Source organism: Pseudomonas sp. PLMAX (assembly GCF_046042685.1).
Taxonomy (GTDB): Bacteria; Pseudomonadota; Gammaproteobacteria; order Pseudomonadales; family Pseudomonadaceae; genus Aquipseudomonas; species Aquipseudomonas putida_AE.
This window is the reverse complement of the sequence record NZ_CP064949.1, coordinates 1904433-1926475: the sequence shown is the minus strand read 5'-3', so window position 1 is coordinate 1926475 and position 22043 is coordinate 1904433. Positions and strand designations below refer to the sequence as shown.

The window sequence follows — 22043 nt, the reverse complement described above, 5'->3', positions numbered from 1 at the left end:
CGATTTACTCGCTAGAGCAAAATCGTTCGAAAAGTCGGACTAATCATCAGCAACAAGGAACAGATCAAACCCACCAGCCAGACCAGGCTTCGCTGCCAGGCCAGGTCTTTCCAATAACACAGCAGGTAAAGGACTCGTGTAACCACAAAGATGATCGCCAGCGAGTCGATCAGCCAACCCGCCGTTTGTGTGGTGTGAGCCATCAACACCCCCACCGCAAACAATATGAAGGCCTCGAAACTGTTCTGATGCGCCGCCACCGCGCGCGCGCCCAGCCCTGTGAGCTGCGCTTGCTGTTGGCGCGGCAGGTGATTGTTGTAACCGCCCTGCTCTTTCATGGCCGTGGTCACGGGCATGCGCGCCACGTAAATCAGTACGGCACTGATAAACACGCACCAGAATGGAATACTCATCAAGCGGCCTCTTTATTCACCTCGGGCAATGGCGCCTCTGTAGGGGTATAGACCATCACATCGAGAACGTCGGAGTGAAACTCGCGGCGATACAGCACGAACACCACGCCGGCACTCATCAACATGAACAACCAGGGGCTGACGAACCAGGCCAGCATGGTCATGCCGAAATAGTAAGAGCGCAGGCCGAAGTTGAACTGGTTGGCGGCCATGGAAATAACCCGGGCGGCCCGGTTCGCAAAGGCTTTGCGCTCCTGCTCCGACACATGACGCTCACCGACCATGGGCGCCGAGCCCACCAGGATGGCGGCGAAGTTGTACTGGCGCATGCACCAGCTGAAGGTAAAGAATGCATAGACGAACACCAGCGCCAAACACAGCAACTTGATCTCCGACATCCCCTGGGACGCCTGCTGCACCATCGGGATATCCGCCAGCAACGACACCGCCCTTTCCGACGCCCCGAGCACCGTGAGAATACCGGCCAGGATAATCAGGGTGCTGGAGGCAAAGAACGACGCATTGCGCTCCAGGTTGCCGATCACGCTGGCATCGGCGATGCGGTTGTCACGCAACAGCATGCGGCGCATCCAGTCTTCACGATACAGGTGCAGCACGCTGGCCAGGCAGGCCGTGTCACGGCCCTTCCAGGTCGCATAGCGGGTGTAACCGCCCCAGCAGATGACGAACCAGATGGCAGCAAGGATGTGGATCAGGTTGGCTTGGATGAACGACATGCAGGTCCTTGTGATGGAGTGGCGGAACACTGAAACCCTGTGGGAGCGGGCTTGCTCGCGAAAGCGGTGGGTCAGTCGACATCGATGTTGAATGATTAACCGCTTTCGCGAGCAAGCCCGCTCCCACATTGAGTTTTGCAATGCTTCGACGTTAGCGCAACGCAAAAGACACCGCACTCCAGGTAAAAAAAATGCCCCGTATCGATTGATACGGGGCATTTCTGTTTTTGCCTGCAAGCCCGCTCGTGGAGGGCCGGCAACGCTTAAGCCAGCGCTTCTTCGCGCTTGCCCAGCAGACGGTCGCAAACCACCGCAACCACCAGGGTCATCACCGACGGCACCAGCCACGCCAGGCCTTGCTCGCTGAGCGGCAGGTGCGACAGTTGGGTCGGCATCCAGTCCGCCATGCCGGCGCCCTTGAGGGCGTCGATCAGGCCGAAGATGAACGACACCAGCATCACCGGACCGACGATGCGGCCTTGTTCATGCCAGAAGTCCTTGCAGAAGCTCAGGGCCACCAGGGCGATGCACGGCGGGTAGATCGCGGTCAGTACCGGGATCGAGAACGCGATCAGCTTGGTCAGGCCCAGGTTGGACACCAGCAGGGAGAACGCCGCGAGGATGATCACCAGCGTCTTGTAGGACAGTGGCAGCACCCGGCTGAAGTACTCGGCGCAGGCACAGGTCAGGCCGACCGCCGTGACCAGGCAGGCCAGAGAGATCAGGACGGCGAGGAAACCGCTGCCCAGGGAGCCGAAGGTGTGCTGCACGTAGGCGTGCAACACGGCCGCGCCATTGGTGGCACCAGCAGCGACTTCATGGCTACCCGAACCCAGGCGGAACAGGCTGATGTAGACCAGCGCCAGGCCCACGCCGGCAATCAGGCCGGCAATGATCGCGTAACGGGTGATCAACGCCGGCGACTCGACGCCGCGCGAGCGGATGGCGTTGACGATGACGATGCCGAACACCAGTGCACCGAGGGTATCCATGGTCAGGTAACCATTGATGAAGCCCTGGGAGAACGGCGCCGCCACGTATTCCGGCGTTGCATGGCCAATGTCACCCGCCGGCAACGCGAACGCGGCAATGCCGAGCGCGGCCAGGGCGATGATCTTCAGCGGCGCGAGGAAGCGCCCTACGGTATCGAGCAGACGACCCGGGTACAGCGAGATGAAGAACACCACCAGGAAGTACACGGAACTGTAGAGGAACAGCGCCAGCGGGCTTTCGCCGGTCAGGGGTGCCAGGCCGACTTCGAACGACACGGTCGCGGTACGCGGCGTGGCGAACAGCGGGCCGACAGCCAGGTAGCAGGCCGCCGCGAGCAGGCCACCGGCGATCTTGCCGATCGGGCTGCTCAGGGCATCCATGGCGCCACCGACCTTGGCCAGGGCGACGACGGTGACCACGGGCAGGCCGACCGCGGTGATCAGGAAGCCCAGCGCCGCCATCCAGACGTGAGGCCCGGACTGCAAACCGACGATAGGCGGGAAGATGATGTTGCCAGCCCCGACGAACAGGGCAAACGTCATAAAACCAAGTGCCAGGATGTCCTGGCCTTTCAACACTTTCATTAAGGAAATACCACACTACTGAATCGGAATTTAGAGAGGGATTTCCCTATGGGTGAGGGAAATGCTGTCGGTCCGTATGGGACCAACCCTTTTAGCGCGTTGCAGCCTTGTGGGACGCGGACGCAAAAATGGCGCGTATCCTAACGAATTTGGGCGGTAAACGCACTGTTAGAGGGCGGACTATCCGATACACGACATTTCCGTGTCGCATTTATGCATGTAAATGGTTGTCGCCTGTAAGTCCGTCATCGCGAGCAAGCCCGCTCCCACATTGGAACGCGGTCAACTGTGGGAGCGGGCTTGCTCGCGAAGGGGCCAGCACAGCCGACACAAACCCCGGAAACGACAAAGGCCACCCGAAGGTGGCCTTTGTTTGGTGAAGCGTCAGCTAAGCGCGAGGCTTACTTGACAGCCCAACCAGTCAGCTCGGCCAGGGCCTTGCCGATGTCTGCCAGCGAACGCACGGTTTTAACGCCTGCGTCTTGCAGAGCAGCGAATTTCTCGTCTGCAGTGCCTTTGCCGCCAGAGATGATTGCACCAGCATGGCCCATGCGCTTGCCCGGAGGAGCAGTCACACCAGCGATGTAGGAAACAACCGGCTTGGTCACGTGTGCCTTGATGTAGGCAGCCGCTTCTTCTTCAGCCGAACCGCCGATCTCACCGATCATTACGATCGCTTCGGTCTTCGGGTCTTCCTGGAACAGCTTCAGGATGTCGATGAAGTTCGAACCCGGGATCGGGTCACCACCGATGCCGACGCAAGTCGACTGACCGAAACCGGCGTCAGTAGTCTGCTTCACAGCTTCGTAGGTCAGGGTGCCGGAACGGGAAACGATACCGACCTTGCCTGGCAAGTGAATGTGACCTGGCATGATGCCGATCTTGCATTCGCCTGGGGTGATCACGCCTGGGCAGTTAGGGCCGATCAGGGTAACACCCAGTTCGTCGCACTTAACTTTAGCGTCCAGCATGTCCAGGGTAGGAATGCCTTCGGTGATGCAGACGATCAGCTTGATGCCGCCGAAAGCAGCTTCCAGGATCGAGTCTTTGCAGAAAGGAGCTGGAACGTAGATCACGCTGGCGGTGGCGCCAGTGGCAGCTACAGCGTCTTTCACGGTGTTGAACACTGGCAGGCCCAGGTGCTCGGTGCCGCCTTTGCCCGGAGTTACGCCACCCACCATCTTGGTGCCGTATTCGATGGCTTGCTGGGTGTGGAAACTACCTTGCGAACCGGTAATACCCTGGCAGATAACTTTGGTGTCTTTATTGATCAGGACGCTCATTATTTGCCCTCCGCAGCTTTGACAACTTGTTGAGCAGCGTCGGTCAGGCTGGTAGCAGCGATGATGTTCAAACCGCTTTCTGCCAGTACTTTAGCGCCCAGCTCAGCGTTGTTGCCTTCAAGGCGAACAACAACCGGGATTTTCACGCCGACTTCTTTCACAGCGCCGATGATGCCTTCGGCAATCATGTCGCAACGAACGATGCCGCCGAAGATGTTGACCAGTACTGCAGCGACGTTGGTGTCGGACAGGATGATCTTGAACGCTTCAGTTACGCGTTCCTTGGTAGCACCGCCGCCCACGTCGAGGAAGTTGGCTGGCTTGCCGCCATGCAGGTTGACGATGTCCATGGTACCCATGGCCAGGCCAGCACCGTTGACCATGCAACCGATGTTGCCTTCCAGCGCTACGTAGTTCAGTTCGAACTTGGCAGCGTGCGCTTCGCGCGGATCGTCTTGCGACGGATCGTGGAAAGTCTTCAGCTTAGGCTGACGGTACATGGCGTTGGCGTCGATGTTGATCTTGGCGTCCAGGCAGTGCAGATCGCCGTCAGCCTTGATCACCAGCGGGTTCACTTCCAGCAGGGCCAGGTCGTGATCCTTGAACAGTTTGGCCAGACCTACGAAGATCTTGGCGAACTGGGCAACTTGCTTGCCTTCCAGACCCAACTGGAATGCCAGCTCGCGACCCTGGAATGGCTGAGCGCCAACCAGTGGATCGATAGTGGCCTTCAGAATTTTTTCTGGAGTGTCGTGAGCGATTTTCTCGATGTCCACGCCACCTTCGGTGGAAGCCATGAACACGATACGACGACTCGAACGGTCAACGACAGCGCCCAGGTACAGCTCTTTAGCGATATCAGTGCACGATTCAACCAGGATCTTGGTGACTGGCTGGCCATTGGCGTCAGTCTGGTAAGTCACCAGACGCTTGCCCAGCCACTGCTGTGCGAAGGCCTTGGCGTCTTCTTTGCTGCGAACCAGCTTTACGCCGCCCGCTTTACCGCGACCACCGGCGTGGACCTGGGCTTTGACAACCCACTCGCTGCCGCCGATTTTGTCGCAAGCTTCTGCTGCTGCTTCTGGGGTGTCTACTGCGTAACCAGTGGAAACTGGCAGGCCGTACTCAGCGAACAGCTGCTTACCCTGATACTCGTGAAGATTCATGCTTATTACCGTCTTCGTTAGGTACTGCGCATTCGGTGCTGCACTTGTTCAAGTGCCGCACCACCTGTGACTGCTGCTTGCGTAGCCTTTCCGGACAACCGGTGCAGCTACGCAAGACTGCGTCCAGCGGATATTCCGCGGTGAGTCTTGCATGCAAGGCTCACGACGGGCCAAACCGCCGTGGTTTCTTATTGTCTTAACGCTTCTTGCGGTTGGCGATGTGGATGGCGCCGCCATTCACTGCCAGAGCAGCTTCGTGCAAGGCTTCAGACAGGGTCGGATGGGAGAAAACCATCATGCCCAGGTCTTCAGCGCTGGTGCCGAATTCCATACCGATCGCGCCCTGCTGAACCAGTTCTGCAGCGCTTGGGCCAATCACGTGGACGCCCAGCACGCGGTCTGTCTTGGCATCTGCGATGACCTTGACGAAACCACCGGTGTCGTTGGCAGCCATGGCACGGCCGGAGGCTGCAAACGGGAAGGTGCCGACGTTAACTTCAACGCCTTCAGCTTTCAAGGCCTGCTCGGTTTTACCTACCCACGCGATTTCCGGGTGAGTATAAATAACCGAAGGGATCAAATCATAGTTCATCTGGGCCTTGTGGCCCTTGATGCGCTCGACAACCATGATGCCTTCTTCGGACGCCTTGTGCGCCAGCATCATGCCGCGAACCACGTCACCAATGGCGTAGACGCCCGGTACAGTGGTGGCGCAGTGATCGTCGACGTGCACGAAACCGCGCTCGTCCAGGGTCACGCCGCAGTCGGCAGCCAACAGATCAGTGGTCACCGGACGGCGACCAACGGCTACGATCAGCTTGTCGAACGTGATGGTCTGTTCGCCCTTGGCATCGGTGTAGTTCACAACGACTTCGTCGCCATTCACTTTGGAGCCGGTCACGCGAGCGCCCAGCTTGATGTCCAGGCCCTGCTTGGTCAGGGTTTTCAGCGCTTCCTTGGAAACAGCGGCGTCAGCGGCCATCAGGAAGGTGTCCAGGGCTTCCAGGACAGTCACTTCCGCGCCCAGACGCGACCAGACCGAACCCAGTTCCAGACCGATCACGCCAGCGCCGATCACGCCCAGACGCTTAGGCACGGATTGGAATTCCAGGGCGCCAGTCGAATCGACGATCACATTCTGGTCAACCGGAGCCGGTGGAATGTCGATCGGACGCGAACCTGGAGCCAGGATGACGTTTTCGGCTTCGATGATTTCTACCGAACCGTCCGGCTTGGTGACTTCGACTTTCTTGCCGGCCAGCAGCTTGCCGTGACCCTCGATGGAGGTCACACCGTTGGCTTTGAACAGGGTCGCAACGCCAGAGGTCAGGCCTTTGACGATGGTGGCTTTACGGCCAACCATTGCACCCACGTCCATGGTCACGCCAGCGTGATTGATACCGTGGATCGCGAAGCCTTCTTTGGCTTCCTTGTATTTCCAGGAGCTGTCCAGCAGCGCCTTGGAGGGAATGCAGCCGACGTTCAGGCAAGTACCGCCTAGAGCCAGTTTGCCTTCCTTGTCGGTGTACTTCTCGATGCAGGCGGTCGAAAGACCCAGTTGGGCGGCCTTGATGGCAGCCACGTAGCCGCCAGGGCCCGCGCCGATCACTACTACGTCAAATTTCTGCGACATTCAAAAAATCCTCTTTAGCGAAAAGCTTCAAGCCGCAAGCTGCAAGCCAAGCTGCGGGTTTTCCGACAGCTCGGGCTTGCAGCTCATGGCCGCTTCTATCAGATATCCAGCAACAGACGAGCCGGATCTTCCAGCAGGTTCTTGATGGTCACCAGGAAAGTCACAGCTTCTTTGCCATCGATCAGACGGTGATCGTAGGACAGTGCCAGGTACATCATCGGACGAATCACGACCTGGCCGTTGATGGCCATAGGACGCTGGATGATGTTGTGCATGCCCAGGATGGCGGCTTGTGGCGGGTTGACGATCGGGGTCGACATCATCGAACCGAAGGTACCGCCGTTGGTGATGGTGAAGGTACCACCGGTCATTTCGTCCATCGACAGTTTGCCGTCGCGGGCTTTCTTGCCGAAAGTGGCGATGCCGCCTTCGATTTCAGCCAGGCTCATCAGTTCGGCGTTACGCAGAACCGGTACAACCAGGCCGCGATCGCTGGAAACTGCAACGCCGACGTCAGCGTAGCCGTGGTAAACGATGTCGCCGCCGTCGATCGACGCGTTGACAGCCGGGAAGCGCTTCAGTGCTTCGGTAGCTGCTTTCACGAAGAACGACATGAAGCCCAGGCGTACGCCGTTGTGGGACTTCTCGAACAGATCCTTGTACTTCGAACGCAGGGCCATGACTTCGGTCATGTCGACTTCGTTGAAAGTGGTCAGCATCGCCATGTTCGATTGAGCTTCTACCAGGCGCTTGGCCACGGTAGCGCGAACGCGGGTCATCGGCACGCGCTTCTCGATGCGATCGCCTGCAGCGAACACAGGAGCAGCGGCAGCAGGTGCGGCAGCCTTGGCAGGCGCGGCAGCCGGAGCGGCTTTCTTGGCAGCAACGGCTGCAACCACGTCTTCCTTGGTCACACGACCGCCTTTGCCGGTGCCGGCAACGGAAGCGATGTTGATGCCGTTTTCTTCAGCCAGCTTGCGCGCAGCCGGTGCAGCAACAGGATCGTCTTCGCCTTCAGCGGCAGGAGCAGCAGCTTGAGCAGCGGCGGCCGGAGCAGCAGCGGCTGGAGCGGCAGCAGCGCCGCCCGCTTCGATGGAGCCCAGGACTTCGTCGGACAGAACGGTGTCGCCTTCGTTCTTGACGATAGCGCCCAGCACGCCGTCAGCAGTCGCCAACACTTCCAGTACGACTTTATCGGTTTCGATGTCGACGATCAGTTCGTCGCGCTTGACCGCGTCGCCCGGTTGTTTGTGCCAGGTGGCAACGGTGCCATCGGCAACCGATTCCGGGAAAGTGGGGGCTTTGATTTCGATAGCCATTATCTGTGGGTCCTTAAATTCGGTTTCAGGTGCGCGAAGGCGTTAAACAGTAAAGGCGTCTTGCAGCAGTTTTTCCTGCTGCTCAGCGTGCATCGATGCGTAACCGCATGCCGGTGCAGCAGAAGCCTCACGGCCCGCGTACTCGAGTACGAGAGACTTGTTGAGGTTGCTGATGCTGCGACGCATGTGGTGTTGGCTGCAGTACCACGCCCCCTGGTTCATCGGCTCTTCCTGGCACCAGACGGCAGCTTTGACGTTGGTGTAAGGAGCCAGGACTTCTTTCAAGTCGTCCTCAGGGAATGGGTACAGCTGCTCGATACGCACGATGGCGATATCGTCACGGCCTTCGGCACGACGTTTTTCCAGCAGGTCGTAGTAGACCTTGCCGCTACACAGGACAACGCGCTCGACCTTTTTCGGGTCTTGGGCATCGATTTCCGGGATAACGGTCTGGAAGGAACCTTCGGCCAGATCTTCCAGGGTCGAGATGGCCAGCTTGTGGCGCAACAGCGACTTCGGAGTCAGGACTACCAGTGGTTTGCGCAGCGGGCGAATCACCTGACGGCGCAGCAAGTGGTAGATCTGTGCCGGCGTCGTCGGCATGCACACCTGGATGTTGTGCTCGGCGCACAGCTGCAGGTAACGCTCCAGACGAGCCGAGGAGTGCTCCGGCCCCTGACCTTCATAACCGTGCGGCAGCAGCATGGTCAGACCGCACAGACGGCCCCACTTGTGCTCGCCACTGGTGATGAACTGGTCGATAACGACCTGGGCGCCGTTGGCGAAGTCGCCGAACTGGGCTTCCCAGATGACCAGGGCATTTGGCGTGGTGGTCGAGTAACCGTACTCGAACGCCAGCACCGCTTCTTCGGACAGGAACGAGTCGTACAGGTCGAAACGTGGCTGACCGTCGTACAGGTTCTGCAGCGGGACGTAGGTGCCCGCGTCCTTCTGGTTGTGCAACACGGCATGACGGTGCGAGAACGTACCGCGGCCGATGTCCTGGCCAGTCATGCGGATCGGGTGACCTTCGAACGCCAGGGTCGCGTACGCCATGGTTTCGGCGTAACCCCAGTTGATCGGCAGGCCGCCGGCTTGCATCTTCTGACGGTCTTCGTAGATCTTCGCAACCTGGCGCTGAACCACGAAGCCTTCCGGGATTTCCAGCAGCTTGGCGGACAGTTCCTGCAAGGTCTTGAGGTCGAAGCGAGTGTCGTGACGCGCGGTCCAGGCGTGGCCCAGATACGGACGCCAGTCCACGAACAACTCCTTGTTCGGCTCCTTGACCAGGCTTTTCACTACGTGCAGACCGTTGTCCAGCGCGTTGCGGTATTCGTCGACCTTGGCCTGAACACGCTCCGCGTCGAGTACACCGGCCTGGGTCAGGCGATCGGCATACAGCTCTCGGGTGGTGCGCTGCTTGGTGATCTGCTGGTACATGATCGGCTGGGTGCCGCTTGGCTCGTCGGCCTCGTTGTGGCCGCGACGACGGTAGCAGACCAGGTCGATCACCACGTCACGCTTGAACTGCATGCGGTAGTCGATGGCCAGCTGGGTCACGAACAACACGGCTTCCGGATCATCGCCATTCACATGGAGGATCGGCGCCTGGATCATTTTCGCAACGTCGGTGGCGTACTCGGTGGAACGCGAGTCCAGCGGGTTGCTGATGGTGAAACCAACCTGGTTGTTGATCACGATGTGCACGGTACCGCCGGTCTTGAAACCGCGGGTCTGCGACATCTGGAAGGTTTCCATCACCACGCCTTGACCAGCGAATGCCGCGTCACCGTGGATGGAGATCGGCAGGACCTTCTCACCGGTCACGTCGTTACGACGATCCTGACGGGCGCGAACCGAACCCTCGACCACCGGGGAAACGATTTCCAGGTGGGACGGGTTGAACGCCATGGCCAGGTGAACTTCACCGCCGGTGGTCATTACGTTGGACGAGAAGCCCTGGTGGTATTTAACGTCACCGGAACCCAGCTCGACCTTCTTCTTGCCTTCGAACTCGTCGAACAGCTCGCGCGGGTTCTTGCCGAAGGTGTTGACCAGCACGTTCAAACGGCCACGGTGGGCCATGCCGATGACGATTTCCTTGGTGCCGTAGGAACCGGAACGCTGGATCAGCTCGTCGAGCATCGGAATCAGGCTCTCACCGCCTTCCAGGCCGAAACGCTTGGTACCCGGGTATTTGGTGCCCAGGTATTTTTCCAGGCCTTCACCGGCGGTCACGCGCTCGAGCAGGTGGCTCTTGATGTCGGCGGAGTACGTCGGACGGCCACGCACGCTTTCCAGACGCTGCTGGAACCACTGGCGCTGCTCGGAATCGGTGATGTGCGTGAACTCAGCGCCGATGGTGCGGCAATATGTCTGCTGCAACGCTTCGTGAATTTCGCGTAGGCTCGCTTCCTCTTTGCCGATGAACAGGTCGCCGGCACGGAAGGTCGTATCAAGATCGGCATTGGTCAAGCCGTAATGATTGATCGACAGGTCTGCAGGTGCAGGACGCTGCCACAGCCCCAGCGGGTCAAGCTGGGCTGCCTGGTGGCCACGCATACGGTAGGCCTGGATCAATCGCAGCACTTCAACTTGCTTCTTCTCGTGCTCACTGCTCACGCTGCCGGCGGAAACCGGTTGGGCGCGGCGCTGGTTCTTTGCCAGCAAGACGAAATGATCGCGAATTGTGGAGTGCGAAACATCGGTGGCAGAGTTGCCGTCAGCAGGCAACTTCTGGAAGTAGGTGCGCCACTCTTCTGGCACAGCGTTAGGGTCGTGCAGGTAGAGCTCGTAGAGCTCTTCCACATAGGCAGCGTTACTACCGGATAGGTAGGCGCTGTTCCACATGCGCTGCATCACGCTTTCTTGCATGCTTGGTCACCCTCGGTTAGGGGAACACCACCGGTGTCGACACCGAGCAAACTTGCAGAAGTCCGAATGCAGCGACCAAAACAAGCCACTAGGATCACACTGATAGTCCGGGTACCAGCCCGGATGCCCCTGCTTGTCTCATTTCTTCAAAATAAGAGCCGCAGCCTTATAGGCTGCTGCTCAGGTTAAAACTACGGCGCCGGTTGAAGCCTGCGCCGCAGCATCCACGGGTACAACGGTCTAGCGGGTACTACAGCTGAATCACACGCCGCTCGAGAGCAGCATGTTACGGATGTGACCGATGGCCTTAGTCGGGTTCAGGCCTTTCGGACATACGTTGACGCAGTTCATGATCCCGCGGCAGCGGAATACGCTGAACGGGTCATCCAGCGAAGCCAGACGCTCGGACGTCTTGGTGTCACGGCTGTCTGCCAGGAAGCGGTACGCTTGCAGCAGGGCAGCTGGACCCAGGAACTTGTCCGGGTTCCACCAGAAGGACGGGCACGAGGTCGAGCAGCAGGCGCACAGGATGCACTCGTACAGACCGTCGAGCTTTTCACGCTCTTCAGGGGACTGCAGACGCTCGATGGCCGGAGCCGGCGTGTCGTTCTGCAGGTAAGGCTTAACCTTCTCGTATTGCTTGTAGAAGATGCTCATATCGACGACCAGGTCACGGATTACCGGCAAACCTGGCAGAGGACGAACGATCAACTTGTTACCTTTTACAACGGCAGACAGCGGCGTGACGCACGCCAGGCCGTTCTTACCGTTGATGTTCATGCCGTCGGAACCGCAAACACCTTCACGGCAAGAGCGACGATAGGAGAAACCTTCGTCCTGCTCTTTGATCAGGGCCAGCACGTCCAGCACCATCAGGTCTTTACCACCGGTATCAACCTGGAATTCCTGCATGAACGGCGCAGCGTCCTGATCAGGGTTGTAACGATAAACACTGACTTGCAACATGGCGGCCACCCTTAATAAGTCCGAATCTTAGGTTCAAAAGTCGGAACCGTCTTCGGCGAGAAGTTCACGGCACGCTTGGCAACGCGCTTCTCACCCGGGAAGTACAGGGTGTGGCACAGCCAGTTTTCGTCGTCACGGTCTTCGAAGTCTTCACGGGCGTGAGCGCCGCGGGACTCTTTACGCACTTCGGCAGCGATCGCGGTAGCTTCAGCCACTTCCAGCAGGTTCTGCAGTTCCAGAGCTTCGATACGCGCAGTGTTGAACGCCTGCGACTTGTCGTTGATCTTCACGTTGGCGATGCGCTTGCGCAGATCAGCCAGCTGGGCAATACCCTTCTGCATGTATTCGCCGGTACGGAATACACCGAAGTAGTTCTGCATGCAGTTCTGCAGCTCGCGACGCAGGGTTGCCACGTCTTCGCCATCGGTACGCTCGTTCAGGGCGGACAGACGCGCCAGGGCCGCATTGATGTCGGCGTCGGTAGCGTCGTCGTATTCGATACCGTCGGTCAGCGCCTTTTCCAGGTGCAGGCCGGCAGCACGGCCGAAGACCACCAGGTCGAGCAGCGAGTTGCCGCCCAGGCGGTTGGCACCGTGAACCGATACGCAAGCCACTTCGCCTACAGCGAACAGGCCCGGGATGATGGTGTCTACGCCGTCGGCGTCCTGGGTGATCGCCTGACCGTGAATGTTGGTGGCAACGCCGCCCATCATATAGTGGCAGGTCGGAACAACCGGAACTGGAGCAACCACCGGGTCAACGTGAGCGAAAGTCTTGGACAGTTCGCAGATGCCTGGCAGACGGCTGTGCAACACTTCCTCGCCCAAGTGGTCGAGTTTCAGCATTACGTGGTCACCGTTCGGGCCACAGCCGTTACCGGCGATGATCTCTTTAACCATCGAACGGGCAACAACGTCACGACCAGCAAGGTCTTTGGCGTTCGGAGCATAACGCTCCATGAAACGCTCGCCGTGCTTGTTGATCAGGTATCCACCTTCACCACGGCAACCTTCGGTTACCAGTACACCGGCGCCGGCGATGCCGGTCGGGTGGAACTGCCACATTTCGATGTCTTGTACCGGTACGCCAGCACGCAGGGCCATGCCAACGCCGTCACCGGTGTTGATCAGGGCGTTGGTGGTCGAAGCGTAGATACGACCTGCACCGCCGGTGGCCAGAACGGTAGCCTTGGCACGGATGTAGGTGGTTTCGCCGGTTTCGATGCAGATGGCGATCACGCCGACGAAGTCGCCTTGACCGTTCTTCACCAGGTCAACGGCGTAGTACTCGTTCAGGAACGTGGTACCGGCTTTCAGGTTGCCCTGATAAAGGGTGTGCAGCAGGGCGTGACCGGTACGGTCGGACGCAGCGCAAGTACGCGCAGCCTGGCCGCCTTTACCGTAGTCCTTGGACTGGCCACCGAACGGACGCTGGTAGATACGGCCGGTTTCGGTACGCGAGAACGGCAGACCCATGTGGTCCAGCTCGAAAACGGCAGCCGGGCCTTCCTGACACATGTATTCGATAGCGTCCTGGTCACCGATGTAGTCGGAACCCTTGACGGTATCGTACATGTGCCAGCGCCAGTCATCGTTCGGGTCAGCGGACGCGATGGCGCAGGTGATGCCGCCCTGGGCGGATACAGTGTGCGAACGGGTTGGGAAAACCTTGGTGATTACAGCAGTCTTGTGACCGCCTTGCGCCAGTTGCAGCGCTGCGCGCATGCCGGCACCGCCACCACCAATGATGATGGCGTCGAAAGAAATCGTTGGAATGTTAGCCATGAATCAGATACCCCAGAGAATCTGCACACCCCAGACGAAGTAAGCGAACATCGCGACGCCGCATACTGCCTGGAAGAGGAAACGTATAGCCGTCGCGGACTTGCCGAACGCCATTGGCGTCAGGTAGTCGGTCGCGATGGTCCACATGCCGACCCAGGCGTGAGCGCCCAGAGCAACAAGGGCCAGCAGGCTGAAAATACGCATCCAGTTGTTGGCGAAGAGCGCGTGCCATTGGTCATAGCCAAGGCCCGGGTTCGCCACGAGGTATCCGATCAGGAAAATGAAGTAAGCCGCGAGAACGACCGCAGACACACGTTGCGCCATCCAGTCATAGAGGCCCGAACGCGAGAGGTTCGTGACGTTAGTTACCATATCCAAACTCCTGCCAGAACGATTACCACCACGGAAACGGCGATAATGATTTTCGAGCCCAGTTTGCCGCCTTCCAGCGTCTCACCGATGCCCATGTCCATGATCAAATGGCGCACACCGGCAACCAGGTGATACAGCAAGGCGGACAGGATGCCCCAAATCACTAGCTTGGCTAGCGGACTGGTCAGACACGCTTTCACCTGACCGAAGCCTTCCTCGGAGCTCAGCGACTTGTCCAATGCATAAAGCATGATGGCAAGGCACACGAAGAGGATGACACCGGAGATACGGTGAAGAATGGACGTGTAAGCAGTGACTGGGAGTTTGATGGTCCTTAGGTCTAGGTTTACAGGTCGTTGGCTTTTCACGGCTTTTTTTTCACACTGAAGAGCCCCTAACAATCAGGGCAAAGTTGTTGGGGAGTGCACTGGTCAGGTAACCACCACCCAGGGAGGCGACCCCCAATAACGCAAGCCCAAAAGCCCTTGGCGGTCGGCTGCCGAGTATAGACAGTTAGGCTACTAATGACAACGCAAAGACCTCACCCAAACAGCTGATTGCACAACGGACATAAAAGGCGTAAATGGCAGGCAATTTCGAGAAAAAAGTAGGGTTAAAGCCTTCTGGAGCAAGACTTTAGGCAAATTGACATTCGAATTTATCTCACTATAGTGGTGCGGGCCCTGCGTGGGGGGTCTGTCTGATGATTTCAAGCATAAATAGGAGGCCACATGGCTGACAAAAAAGCGCAGTTGATCATCGAGGGCGCAGCCCCCGTCGAGCTGCCCATTTTAACCGGCACCGTTGGTCCCGATGTTATCGATGTTCGGGGTCTGACGGCCACGGGCCGCTTCACCTTTGACCCTGGTTTCATGTCGACCGCTTCCTGCGAGTCGAAGATCACCTATATTGACGGTGACAACGGCATTTTGTTGCATCGCGGCTACCCGATCGAGCAACTGGCTGAAAAATCGGACTACCTGGAAACCTGCTACCTGCTGCTCAACGGCGAACTGCCGACCGCAGAGCAGAAGGCCCAGTTCGTCAGCACCGTGAAGAACCACACCATGGTTCACGAGCAGTTGAAGACCTTCTTCAACGGCTTCCGTCGCGACGCTCACCCGATGGCCGTCATGTGCGGCGTAGTCGGCGCCCTCTCGGCCTTCTACCACGACTCCCTCGACATCAATAACCCGCAGCATCGCGAAATCTCCGCGATCCGCCTGGTTGCCAAGATGCCGACCCTGGCCGCGATGGTTTACAAGTACTCCATGGGCCAACCCATGATGTACCCGCGCAACGACCTGTCGTACGCGGAAAACTTCCTGCACATGATGTTCAACACCCCGTGCGAGATCAAACCGATCAGCCCGGTACTCGCCAAGGCCATGGACCGGATCTTCATCCTCCACGCCGACCACGAGCAGAACGCATCGACCTCTACCGTACGTCTGGCCGGCTCGTCGGGTGCCAACCCGTTCGCCTGTATCGCCGCCGGTATCGCTGCACTGTGGGGCCCTGCCCACGGCGGCGCCAACGAAGCCGTCCTGACCATGCTCGATGAAATCGGCGATGTCTCGAACATCGACAAGTTCATCGCCAAGGCCAAGGACAAGAACGATCCGTTCAAGCTGATGGGCTTCGGTCACCGCGTTTACAAAAACCGCGACCCACGCGCCACCGTGATGAAGCAGACCTGCGACGAAGTGTTGAAGGAACTGGGCATCCAGAACGATCCGCAACTCGAACTGGCCATGCGCCTGGAAGAGATCGCCCTGACCGACCCGTACTTCATCGAACGCTCGCTGTACCCGAACGTCGACTTCTACTCGGGGATCATCCTCAAGGCGATCGGCATTCCAACCAGCATGTTCACCGTGATCTTCGCCCTGGCGCGGACCGTCGGCTGGATCTCCCACTGGAAGGAAATGCTCTCCAGCCCGTACAAGATTGGCCGTCCGCGCCAGCTGTACACCGGCTACGAGTCGCGTGACATCACCAAGCTGGAAGACCGCAAGTAAGATCAGTCTTGCTGTAGCGTGTTGAGTTGTACCGGGAACGGCCTCTATCCATATAGAGGCCGTTTTTGTTTACACCTGCCTGAAACCTTGCGGTGATCTGACCCACCGCTTTCGCGAGCAAGCCCGCTCCCACAAGGGGAACGCATTCCAAATGTGGGAGCGGGCTTGCTCGCGAAGACGAAGCATCAGTCACCATTGATATTGGATGTACCGGCTCTTTCACGAGCAGGCTCGCTCCTGCAATTATCAGTGCGATAACCGCCCAACAAAAATGCCCCGATCTCTCGATCGGGGCATTTGCTTGCAGCTTACAACTTGCAGCTTCTAACTGCTCTTAGTGCGAAACCGCTCCACTAGCACCCAAACCCGTCTGCGAACGAACAAACTGCGGGAAGAACAGCGCCCGCTCGTTATCAGCCGCGGTCGACTTGTCGGTAATCGAGAAGAACCAGATCCCGACAAAAGCAATGATCATCGAGAACAGCGCCGGGTACTCGTACGGGAAGATCGCCTTCTCGTGATGCAGGATCTGCACCCAGATGGTCGGGCCAAGGATCATCAAGCCCACAGCGCTCACCAGGCCCAGCCAGCCGCCGATCATCGCACCGCGAGTGGTCAGCTTCTTCCAGTACATGGAAAGCAGCAGGACCGGGAAGTTGCAGCTCGCCGCGATGGAGAACGCCAGGCCGACCATGAACGCGATGTTCTGGCTTTCGAACAGGATGCCCAGGCCGATCGCCAGCACCGCCAGGGCGATGGTGGTGATTTTCGAGACGCGGATCTCATCCTTCTCGTTGGCCTTGCCCTTCTTGATCACGCTGGCGTACAGGTCGTGGGACACCGCCGAGGCACCGGCCAGGGTCAGGCCGGCAACCACTGCCAGGATGGTCGCGAACGCTACCGCCGAGATGAAGCCCAGGAAGATGCTGCCACCGACCGCATTGGCCAGGTGCACCGCCGCCATGTTGTTACCGCCCAACAGCGCGCCAGCCGCATCCTTGAACGCAGGGTTGGTGCTGACCAGCAAGATCGCGCCGAAGCCGATGATGAAGGTCAGGATGTAGAAGTAGCCAATGAAACCGGTTGCGTACAGCACGCTCTTGCGCGCTTCTTTCGCATCACTCACGGTGAAGAAGCGCATCAGGATGTGTGGCAGGCCCGCGGTACCGAACATCAGTGCCAGCCCAAGGGAGAACGCCGAGATCGGATCTTTCACCAGGCCGCCCGGGCTCATGATCGCTTCACCTTTAGGGTGAACCTTGATCGCCTCGGAGAACAGAGCGTTGAAGTCGAAGTTGACGTGCTTCATCACCATCAGCGCCATGAAGGACGCGCCGGACAGCAGCAACACCGCCTTGATGATCTGCACCCAGGTGGTCGCCAGCATGCCGCCAAACAGCACGTACATGCACATCAGGATACCGACCAGGATCACGGCAACGTGATAGTCGAGACCGAACAGCAGCTGGATAAGCTTGCCGGCACCGACCATTTGCGCGATCAGGTAGAACGCCACCACCACCAGCGAACCGCAAGCGGACAGCGAGCGGATCTGGGTTTGCCCAAGGCGATAGGACGCCACGTCGGCAAAGGTGTATTTACCCAGGTTACGCAGGCGCTCGGCGATCAGGAACAGGATGATCGGCCAGCCCACCAGGAAGCCGATCGAGTAGATCAGGCCGTCGTAGCCGGAGGTGAACACCAGCGCGGAAATACCGAGGAAGGACGCCGCGGACATGTAGTCACCGGCAATCGCCAGGCCGTTCTGGAAACCGGTGATCTTGCCGCCCGCCGCGTAGTAGTCGGAGGCCGACTTGTTTTTCTTTGACGCCCAGTAGGTGATGCACAGGGTTGCACCAACGAACGCGATGAACATCAGGATCGCGGAAACGTTGAGCGGTTGCTTCTGCACGGCGCCGGTCAGGGCGTCAGCGGCCCAGGCGCCAGGTGCGAATGCTGCGATGCTCAAAAGAGCCATTAGACGCCGGATCATTGCTGAGCCTCCTTGAGAATCGCATTGTTCAGGTCGTCGAATTCGCCGTTGGCGCGTCGTACGTAGATGCCGGTCAGGATGAAGGCCGAGACAATCAGCCCGACACCAATCGGGATGCCCCAGGTAATCGATGACTCAGGGCTGATTTTCGCCCCCAGTACATGCGGCCCGTAAGCAATCAAAAGGATGAATCCGGAGTAAAGCCCTAGCATGATCGCCGATAGAATCCAGGCGAATCGTTCCCTCTTGCTAACCAGCTCCTTGAAGCGCGGGCTGTTTTGAATCGAGAGGTAAATGCTGTCGTTCATTGTTTTTATCCTCGCAGCACAGATTTAGTTGGAACGGTATCCACTCTATGCGGCTGCGGGGCAGGTTCCAGACGACCTTAGTCTTAGAACCACGTGACGTATTCGCCAATCTCAAGCACTAGTGAATAAAAGTGGGAGCTAGCCTGCTGGCGATTGCGGTCTGTCAGTCAACACTTCAGTTAACTGACAGACCGCAATCGCCAGCAGGCTAGCTCCCACAGGGTACCGCGGGGTATCTGTTACTTGGTCCAGTCAGCCACGCGCTCCGGATGCTTGGCTACCCAATCCTTTGCCGCCGCTTCAGGCTTGGCGCCTTCCTGGATGGCCAGCATGACTTCGCCGATTTCGTCTTTCGACGCCCACTGGAAGTTCTTCAGGAACTTGGCCACTTCCGGTGCCTTGGTCGCCAGCTCTTTGCTGCCGATGCTGTTCACGGTTTCAGCCGCGCCGTAAACGCCTTTCGGGTCTTCCAGGAAACGCAGTTTCCACTTGGCGAACATCCAGTGCGGCACCCAACCGGTCACGGCAATGGATTCGTTCTTTTTCTCGGCACGTGTCAGCTCGGCAATCATGCCGGCGCCGGAACTCGCCTTGAGTTGATAGCCGGTCAGGTCATAGTCCTTGATCGCCTGCTCGGTCTTGAGCATCACGCCTGAACCGGCGTCGATGCCGACGATGCGTTTCTTGAAGCTGTCATCGGTTTTCAGGTCTTCAAGCGACTTGGCCTTGACGTACTCGGGCACGATCAAGCCGATCCTGGCGTCCTTGAAGTTCGGACCGTAGTCGACGACCTGGTCCTTGTTCTTGGCCCAGTAATCGCCGTGGGTCACCGGCAGCCAGGCCGACAGCATGGCGTCGAGTTTGCCGGTGGCCACGCCCTGCCACATGATCCCCGTGGCGACGGCTTGCAGCTTCACGTCATAATTGAGCTTCTGCTTGATCACTTCAGCGGCCACGTGAGTGGTCGCGACGCTGTCGGACCAGCCGTCAACGTAACCGATGGTCAGGGTCTTGTTCTCGGCATTGGCGAATGTGGAGCCAATCGCAAGCACCAGAGCGGCACCTGCGCCTAAAAGTCGTCGCATCTTCATCGTTACTTCCCCGAAAGTGCTGCGCTCGACGGATGCCGAGTCGCGTCAACGTATAGTTATGGTGCACAGCGCCCCCATCACGCCCCACCCGCAAACTCGTTCGATCATCAGCGGAGTACTGATGATGCGATCATCAACCTGACGCTGTTGGCGACCTGCTCTGCCAGCGACCTCAAGGCATCGAGAAACGACATCAGAACGCCATGAGTCTAGGACAGCGCACAGGTTCCGCCCGATCCGCCCGAACTTTGCATGTCAAAATCATGCAAGGCACCAAGCACGGGACAAATACAGGTAACATGCGCCGCTTTGCTCCCAGACGGCCTGACCATGCCCGCGACATCCCGTTTTCCTTTTTTTGCTTATCTGTTCGCTTGCCTGCTGGGGCTGTTTGCCTTGGGCGGCTTCTGGTACGGCCTCGGCAAACCGGTGCTCCTGCCGGACGTGGTCAGCGCGACGCACAAGCTGCAATGCGCCTCCTATACCCCGTTCGACAAGGACCAGTCGCCGTTCGACGTACCGTTCAACCTTCGTCCCGAGCGCATGGACGCGGATCTCGCGCTGCTGGCCAAAAATTTCCAGTGCATCCGCACCTACTCCATGACCGGCCTCGATGCCCTCCCCGACCTGGCGCGCAAGCATGGGTTGAAGCTGATGATCGGCGCCTGGATCAACAGCAACCCGGTGGACACCGAAAAAGAAGTCGACCTGCTGATCGCCTCGGCCAACGCCAACGCGGACGTGGTCAGCGCGGTGATCGTCGGCAACGAAACCCTGCTGCGCAAGGAAGTCACCGGCACCCAGCTGTTGAAGCTGATCAACAAGGTCAAGAGCCACGTCAAACAGCCCGTCACCTACGCCGATGTCTGGGAGTTCTGGCTCAAGCACCCGGAGATCGCCCCGGCCGTGGATTTCCTGACCATCCACTTGCTGCCGTACTGGGAAGATGATCCGTCGAACATCGACGCCGCGCTGCAGCATGTGGCCGAGGTACGCCAGGTATTCGGCAACAAATTCGCACCCAAGGACGTGATGATCGGCGAAACCGGCTGGCCGAGCGAAGGCCGCCAGCGTGAAACCGCCCTGCCGAGTCGGGTTAACGAAGCCAAGTTCATTCGTGGTTTTGTCGCCATGGCCGAGCAGCAAGGTTGGCACTACAACCTGATCGAAGCCTTCGACCAGCCGTGGAAACGTGCCAGTGAAGGTGCGGTTGGCGGTTACTGGGGGCTGTTCGATGCAGATCGCCAGGACAAGGGTGTGCTGGCCGGGCCGGTGTCGAACGTGCCGTACTGGTCGCAGTGGCTGGTGGTTGGCGGGTTTATCTTCCTTGGCACACTGATTCTCGGTGGACGCGTTCGCAGCACTCGCGCCGCGCTGGTGCTGCCACTGCTGGGCGCCTTGGCCGCTTGCTCGATGGGTGCCTGGGGCGATCTGGCACGGGTCACCACGCGTTTTGCCAGCGAGTGGTTGTGGGTCGCCGTGCTGACTGCCTTGAATGTGTTGGTGTTGGCCCATGCCGCGCTGACACTGAGCCCCCGCATCGGTTGGCGTGGCTGGGCGTTCAATACGCTTGAGCGTCGGGCAGGCTGGATACTGGCGGTGGCAGGATTTGCCGCTGCAGTGATGATGCTGGAACTGGTGTTCGACCCGCGTTATCGCAGTTTCCCGAGCGTCGCCTTCATCCTGCCAGCGCTGGTTTACCTGTGCCGCCCGGTGAGCGTGCCGCGCCGGGAGATCGCCCTGCTGACCTTCATCATCGGCGCCGGCATTGCGCCGCAGCTGTTTCGTGAAGGGCTGCAAAACCAGCAGGCCTGGGGTTGGGCGCTGGTGAGCGGGTTGATGGTGGCGGCGTTGTGGCGTTGTTTGCGGGTTCGCAAGGACTGATCTTCAGCGCCGCCTCCGGCCTCTTCGCGAGCAAGCCCGCTCCCACATTTGATCTGCGTCGTTCACAAATCAAATGTGGAGCGGGCTTGCTCGCGAAGGCTATCTATCAGGCGCTACGGGACGCCCTGACCAGTCGCAACCCCGCAATCACCACCGCAAACACCGCCATTGTCGTGTTGTACAACGCCAGCGCCGGAAACCCGAACACCAGCGCCGCCACTGCCAACCACCACCCTGCCCGCCCAGGCAGCACAAAGCCGACCACGGCGGCGGCCAGTGCTGTCCAGCCCAACACCTGGAAGTGAATCATCAGGCCCAGGTTCGAACGTACCTGGCATTCCCAGCGGCTGGCCTCGTCCACGCAGATGCCGACCCACTGCGCATCTTCCATGAAGCCATAACGCGCGCCATAGCTGGCGGCCAGCCATAACGGCAACAAAACAAGCAGCAGAATCACGGGCAAACGGCGGGACATGGAGCACTCCAATACGCGAAAACGGCGGCCAGCTTAATCGCCCGACAGCCTTAAGCAAGGGATAACAACTGTTAACTGGTCATTCAATCACTGCAAAGTGTATCGTCACGCTACTATTACTCGGAATTCAGGCCAATTTGGTGCCGA

General features: G+C 58.9%; 18 protein-coding genes. 2 read left to right on the top strand and 16 right to left on the bottom strand.

Annotated features, from left to right (window positions below; genetic code table 11):
• Window positions 1–11: 11 nt before the first annotated feature.
• The 12 genes from DKB71_RS08890 to sdhC all read right to left on the bottom strand — a co-directional run bounded on the left by DKB71_RS08890 (window position 12) and on the right by sdhC (window position 14492).
• The gene (locus DKB71_RS08890) at window positions 12–413 is read right to left on the bottom strand and encodes an MAPEG family protein (protein WP_323608821.1); all 402 of its coding nucleotides are present in this window, start codon (window positions 411–413) and stop codon (window positions 12–14) included.
• Complete coding sequence (locus DKB71_RS08885; RefSeq protein ID WP_180202787.1) at window positions 413–1150, bottom strand: DUF599 domain-containing protein; 738 nt, start codon at window positions 1148–1150, stop codon at window positions 413–415. Before DKB71_RS08885 ends, DKB71_RS08890 begins: the two co-directional genes overlap by 1 nt.
• Window positions 1151–1413: 263 nt before the next feature.
• Window positions 1414–2727 carry a branched-chain amino acid transport system II carrier protein gene (gene brnQ / locus DKB71_RS08880; protein ID WP_408600098.1) on the bottom strand — a complete coding sequence of 438 codons (1314 nt, stop codon included), beginning with the start codon at window positions 2725–2727 and terminating at the stop codon, window positions 1414–1416.
• Window positions 2728–3128: 401 nt separating this feature from the next.
• Window positions 3129–4010: a succinate--CoA ligase subunit alpha gene (gene sucD / locus DKB71_RS08875; protein ID WP_003223019.1), complete on the bottom strand. Its 882-nt coding sequence runs from the start codon at window positions 4008–4010 to the stop codon at window positions 3129–3131.
• Window positions 4010–5176 carry an ADP-forming succinate--CoA ligase subunit beta gene (sucC, locus tag DKB71_RS08870; protein WP_007919879.1) on the bottom strand — a complete coding sequence of 389 codons (1167 nt, stop codon included), beginning with the start codon at window positions 5174–5176 and terminating at the stop codon, window positions 4010–4012. The genes sucD and sucC overlap by 1 nt, the downstream gene beginning before the upstream one ends.
• A gap of 196 nt (window positions 5177–5372) precedes the next feature.
• The gene (lpdA, locus tag DKB71_RS08865; RefSeq protein WP_323627668.1) at window positions 5373–6809 is read right to left on the bottom strand and encodes a dihydrolipoyl dehydrogenase; all 1437 of its coding nucleotides are present in this window, start codon (window positions 6807–6809) and stop codon (window positions 5373–5375) included.
• Between the two features lie 98 nt (window positions 6810–6907).
• Complete coding sequence (gene odhB / locus DKB71_RS08860) at window positions 6908–8128, bottom strand: 2-oxoglutarate dehydrogenase complex dihydrolipoyllysine-residue succinyltransferase (protein WP_046819378.1); 1221 nt, start codon at window positions 8126–8128, stop codon at window positions 6908–6910.
• Window positions 8129–8170: 42 nt separating this feature from the next.
• Window positions 8171–11002: a 2-oxoglutarate dehydrogenase E1 component gene (locus DKB71_RS08855; RefSeq protein WP_274074899.1), complete on the bottom strand. Its 2832-nt coding sequence runs from the start codon at window positions 11000–11002 to the stop codon at window positions 8171–8173.
• Between the two features lie 261 nt (window positions 11003–11263).
• On the bottom strand, window positions 11264–11968 hold the full coding sequence (locus DKB71_RS08850) for a succinate dehydrogenase iron-sulfur subunit (protein ID WP_008063297.1): 705 nt from the start codon (window positions 11966–11968) through the stop codon (window positions 11264–11266).
• An 11-nt stretch (window positions 11969–11979) separates the two neighbouring features.
• Window positions 11980–13752: a succinate dehydrogenase flavoprotein subunit gene (sdhA, locus tag DKB71_RS08845; RefSeq protein WP_274074898.1), complete on the bottom strand. Its 1773-nt coding sequence runs from the start codon at window positions 13750–13752 to the stop codon at window positions 11980–11982.
• Between the two features lie 3 nt (window positions 13753–13755).
• Window positions 13756–14124 carry a succinate dehydrogenase, hydrophobic membrane anchor protein gene (gene sdhD / locus DKB71_RS08840; RefSeq protein WP_008063295.1) on the bottom strand — a complete coding sequence of 123 codons (369 nt, stop codon included), beginning with the start codon at window positions 14122–14124 and terminating at the stop codon, window positions 13756–13758.
• A complete protein-coding gene (sdhC, locus tag DKB71_RS08835) occupies window positions 14118–14492 on the bottom strand; it encodes a succinate dehydrogenase, cytochrome b556 subunit (protein ID WP_274074897.1) in 375 nt (124 codons plus the stop codon). The genes sdhD and sdhC overlap by 7 nt, the downstream gene beginning before the upstream one ends.
• Window positions 14493–14855: 363 nt before the next feature.
• Here sdhC and gltA point away from each other — a divergent pair, with 363 nt between their 5' ends.
• The gene (gene gltA, locus DKB71_RS08830) at window positions 14856–16145 is read left to right on the top strand and encodes a citrate synthase (protein WP_007977501.1); all 1290 of its coding nucleotides are present in this window, start codon (window positions 14856–14858) and stop codon (window positions 16143–16145) included.
• A 334-nt stretch (window positions 16146–16479) separates the two neighbouring features.
• Here the strand turns inward: gltA and DKB71_RS08825 are convergent, their stop codons facing one another.
• From DKB71_RS08825 to DKB71_RS08815, 3 genes are all read right to left on the bottom strand, one after another.
• Window positions 16480–18138, bottom strand: a complete 1659-nt coding sequence (locus tag DKB71_RS08825) for a cation acetate symporter (RefSeq protein ID WP_406591331.1) — start codon at window positions 18136–18138, stop codon at window positions 16480–16482.
• Complete coding sequence (locus DKB71_RS08820; RefSeq protein ID WP_008061165.1) at window positions 18135–18446, bottom strand: DUF485 domain-containing protein; 312 nt, start codon at window positions 18444–18446, stop codon at window positions 18135–18137. The genes DKB71_RS08825 and DKB71_RS08820 overlap by 4 nt, the downstream gene beginning before the upstream one ends.
• Window positions 18447–18685: 239 nt before the next feature.
• Window positions 18686–19537 (bottom strand): glycine betaine ABC transporter substrate-binding protein, encoded by an 852-nt coding sequence (locus DKB71_RS08815; RefSeq protein ID WP_323608815.1) that lies wholly within the window; start codon window positions 19535–19537, stop codon window positions 18686–18688.
• 330 nt (window positions 19538–19867) lie between these two features.
• Here DKB71_RS08815 and DKB71_RS08810 point away from each other — a divergent pair, with 330 nt between their 5' ends.
• A complete protein-coding gene (locus tag DKB71_RS08810) occupies window positions 19868–21421 on the top strand; it encodes a beta (1-6) glucans synthase (RefSeq protein WP_408600097.1) in 1554 nt (517 codons plus the stop codon).
• A 106-nt stretch (window positions 21422–21527) separates the two neighbouring features.
• On the opposite strand, the gene DKB71_RS08805 is transcribed toward DKB71_RS08810, so the two are convergent.
• On the bottom strand, window positions 21528–21896 hold the full coding sequence (locus tag DKB71_RS08805; RefSeq protein WP_274074894.1) for a hypothetical protein: 369 nt from the start codon (window positions 21894–21896) through the stop codon (window positions 21528–21530).
• Window positions 21897–22043 lie beyond the last annotated feature (147 nt).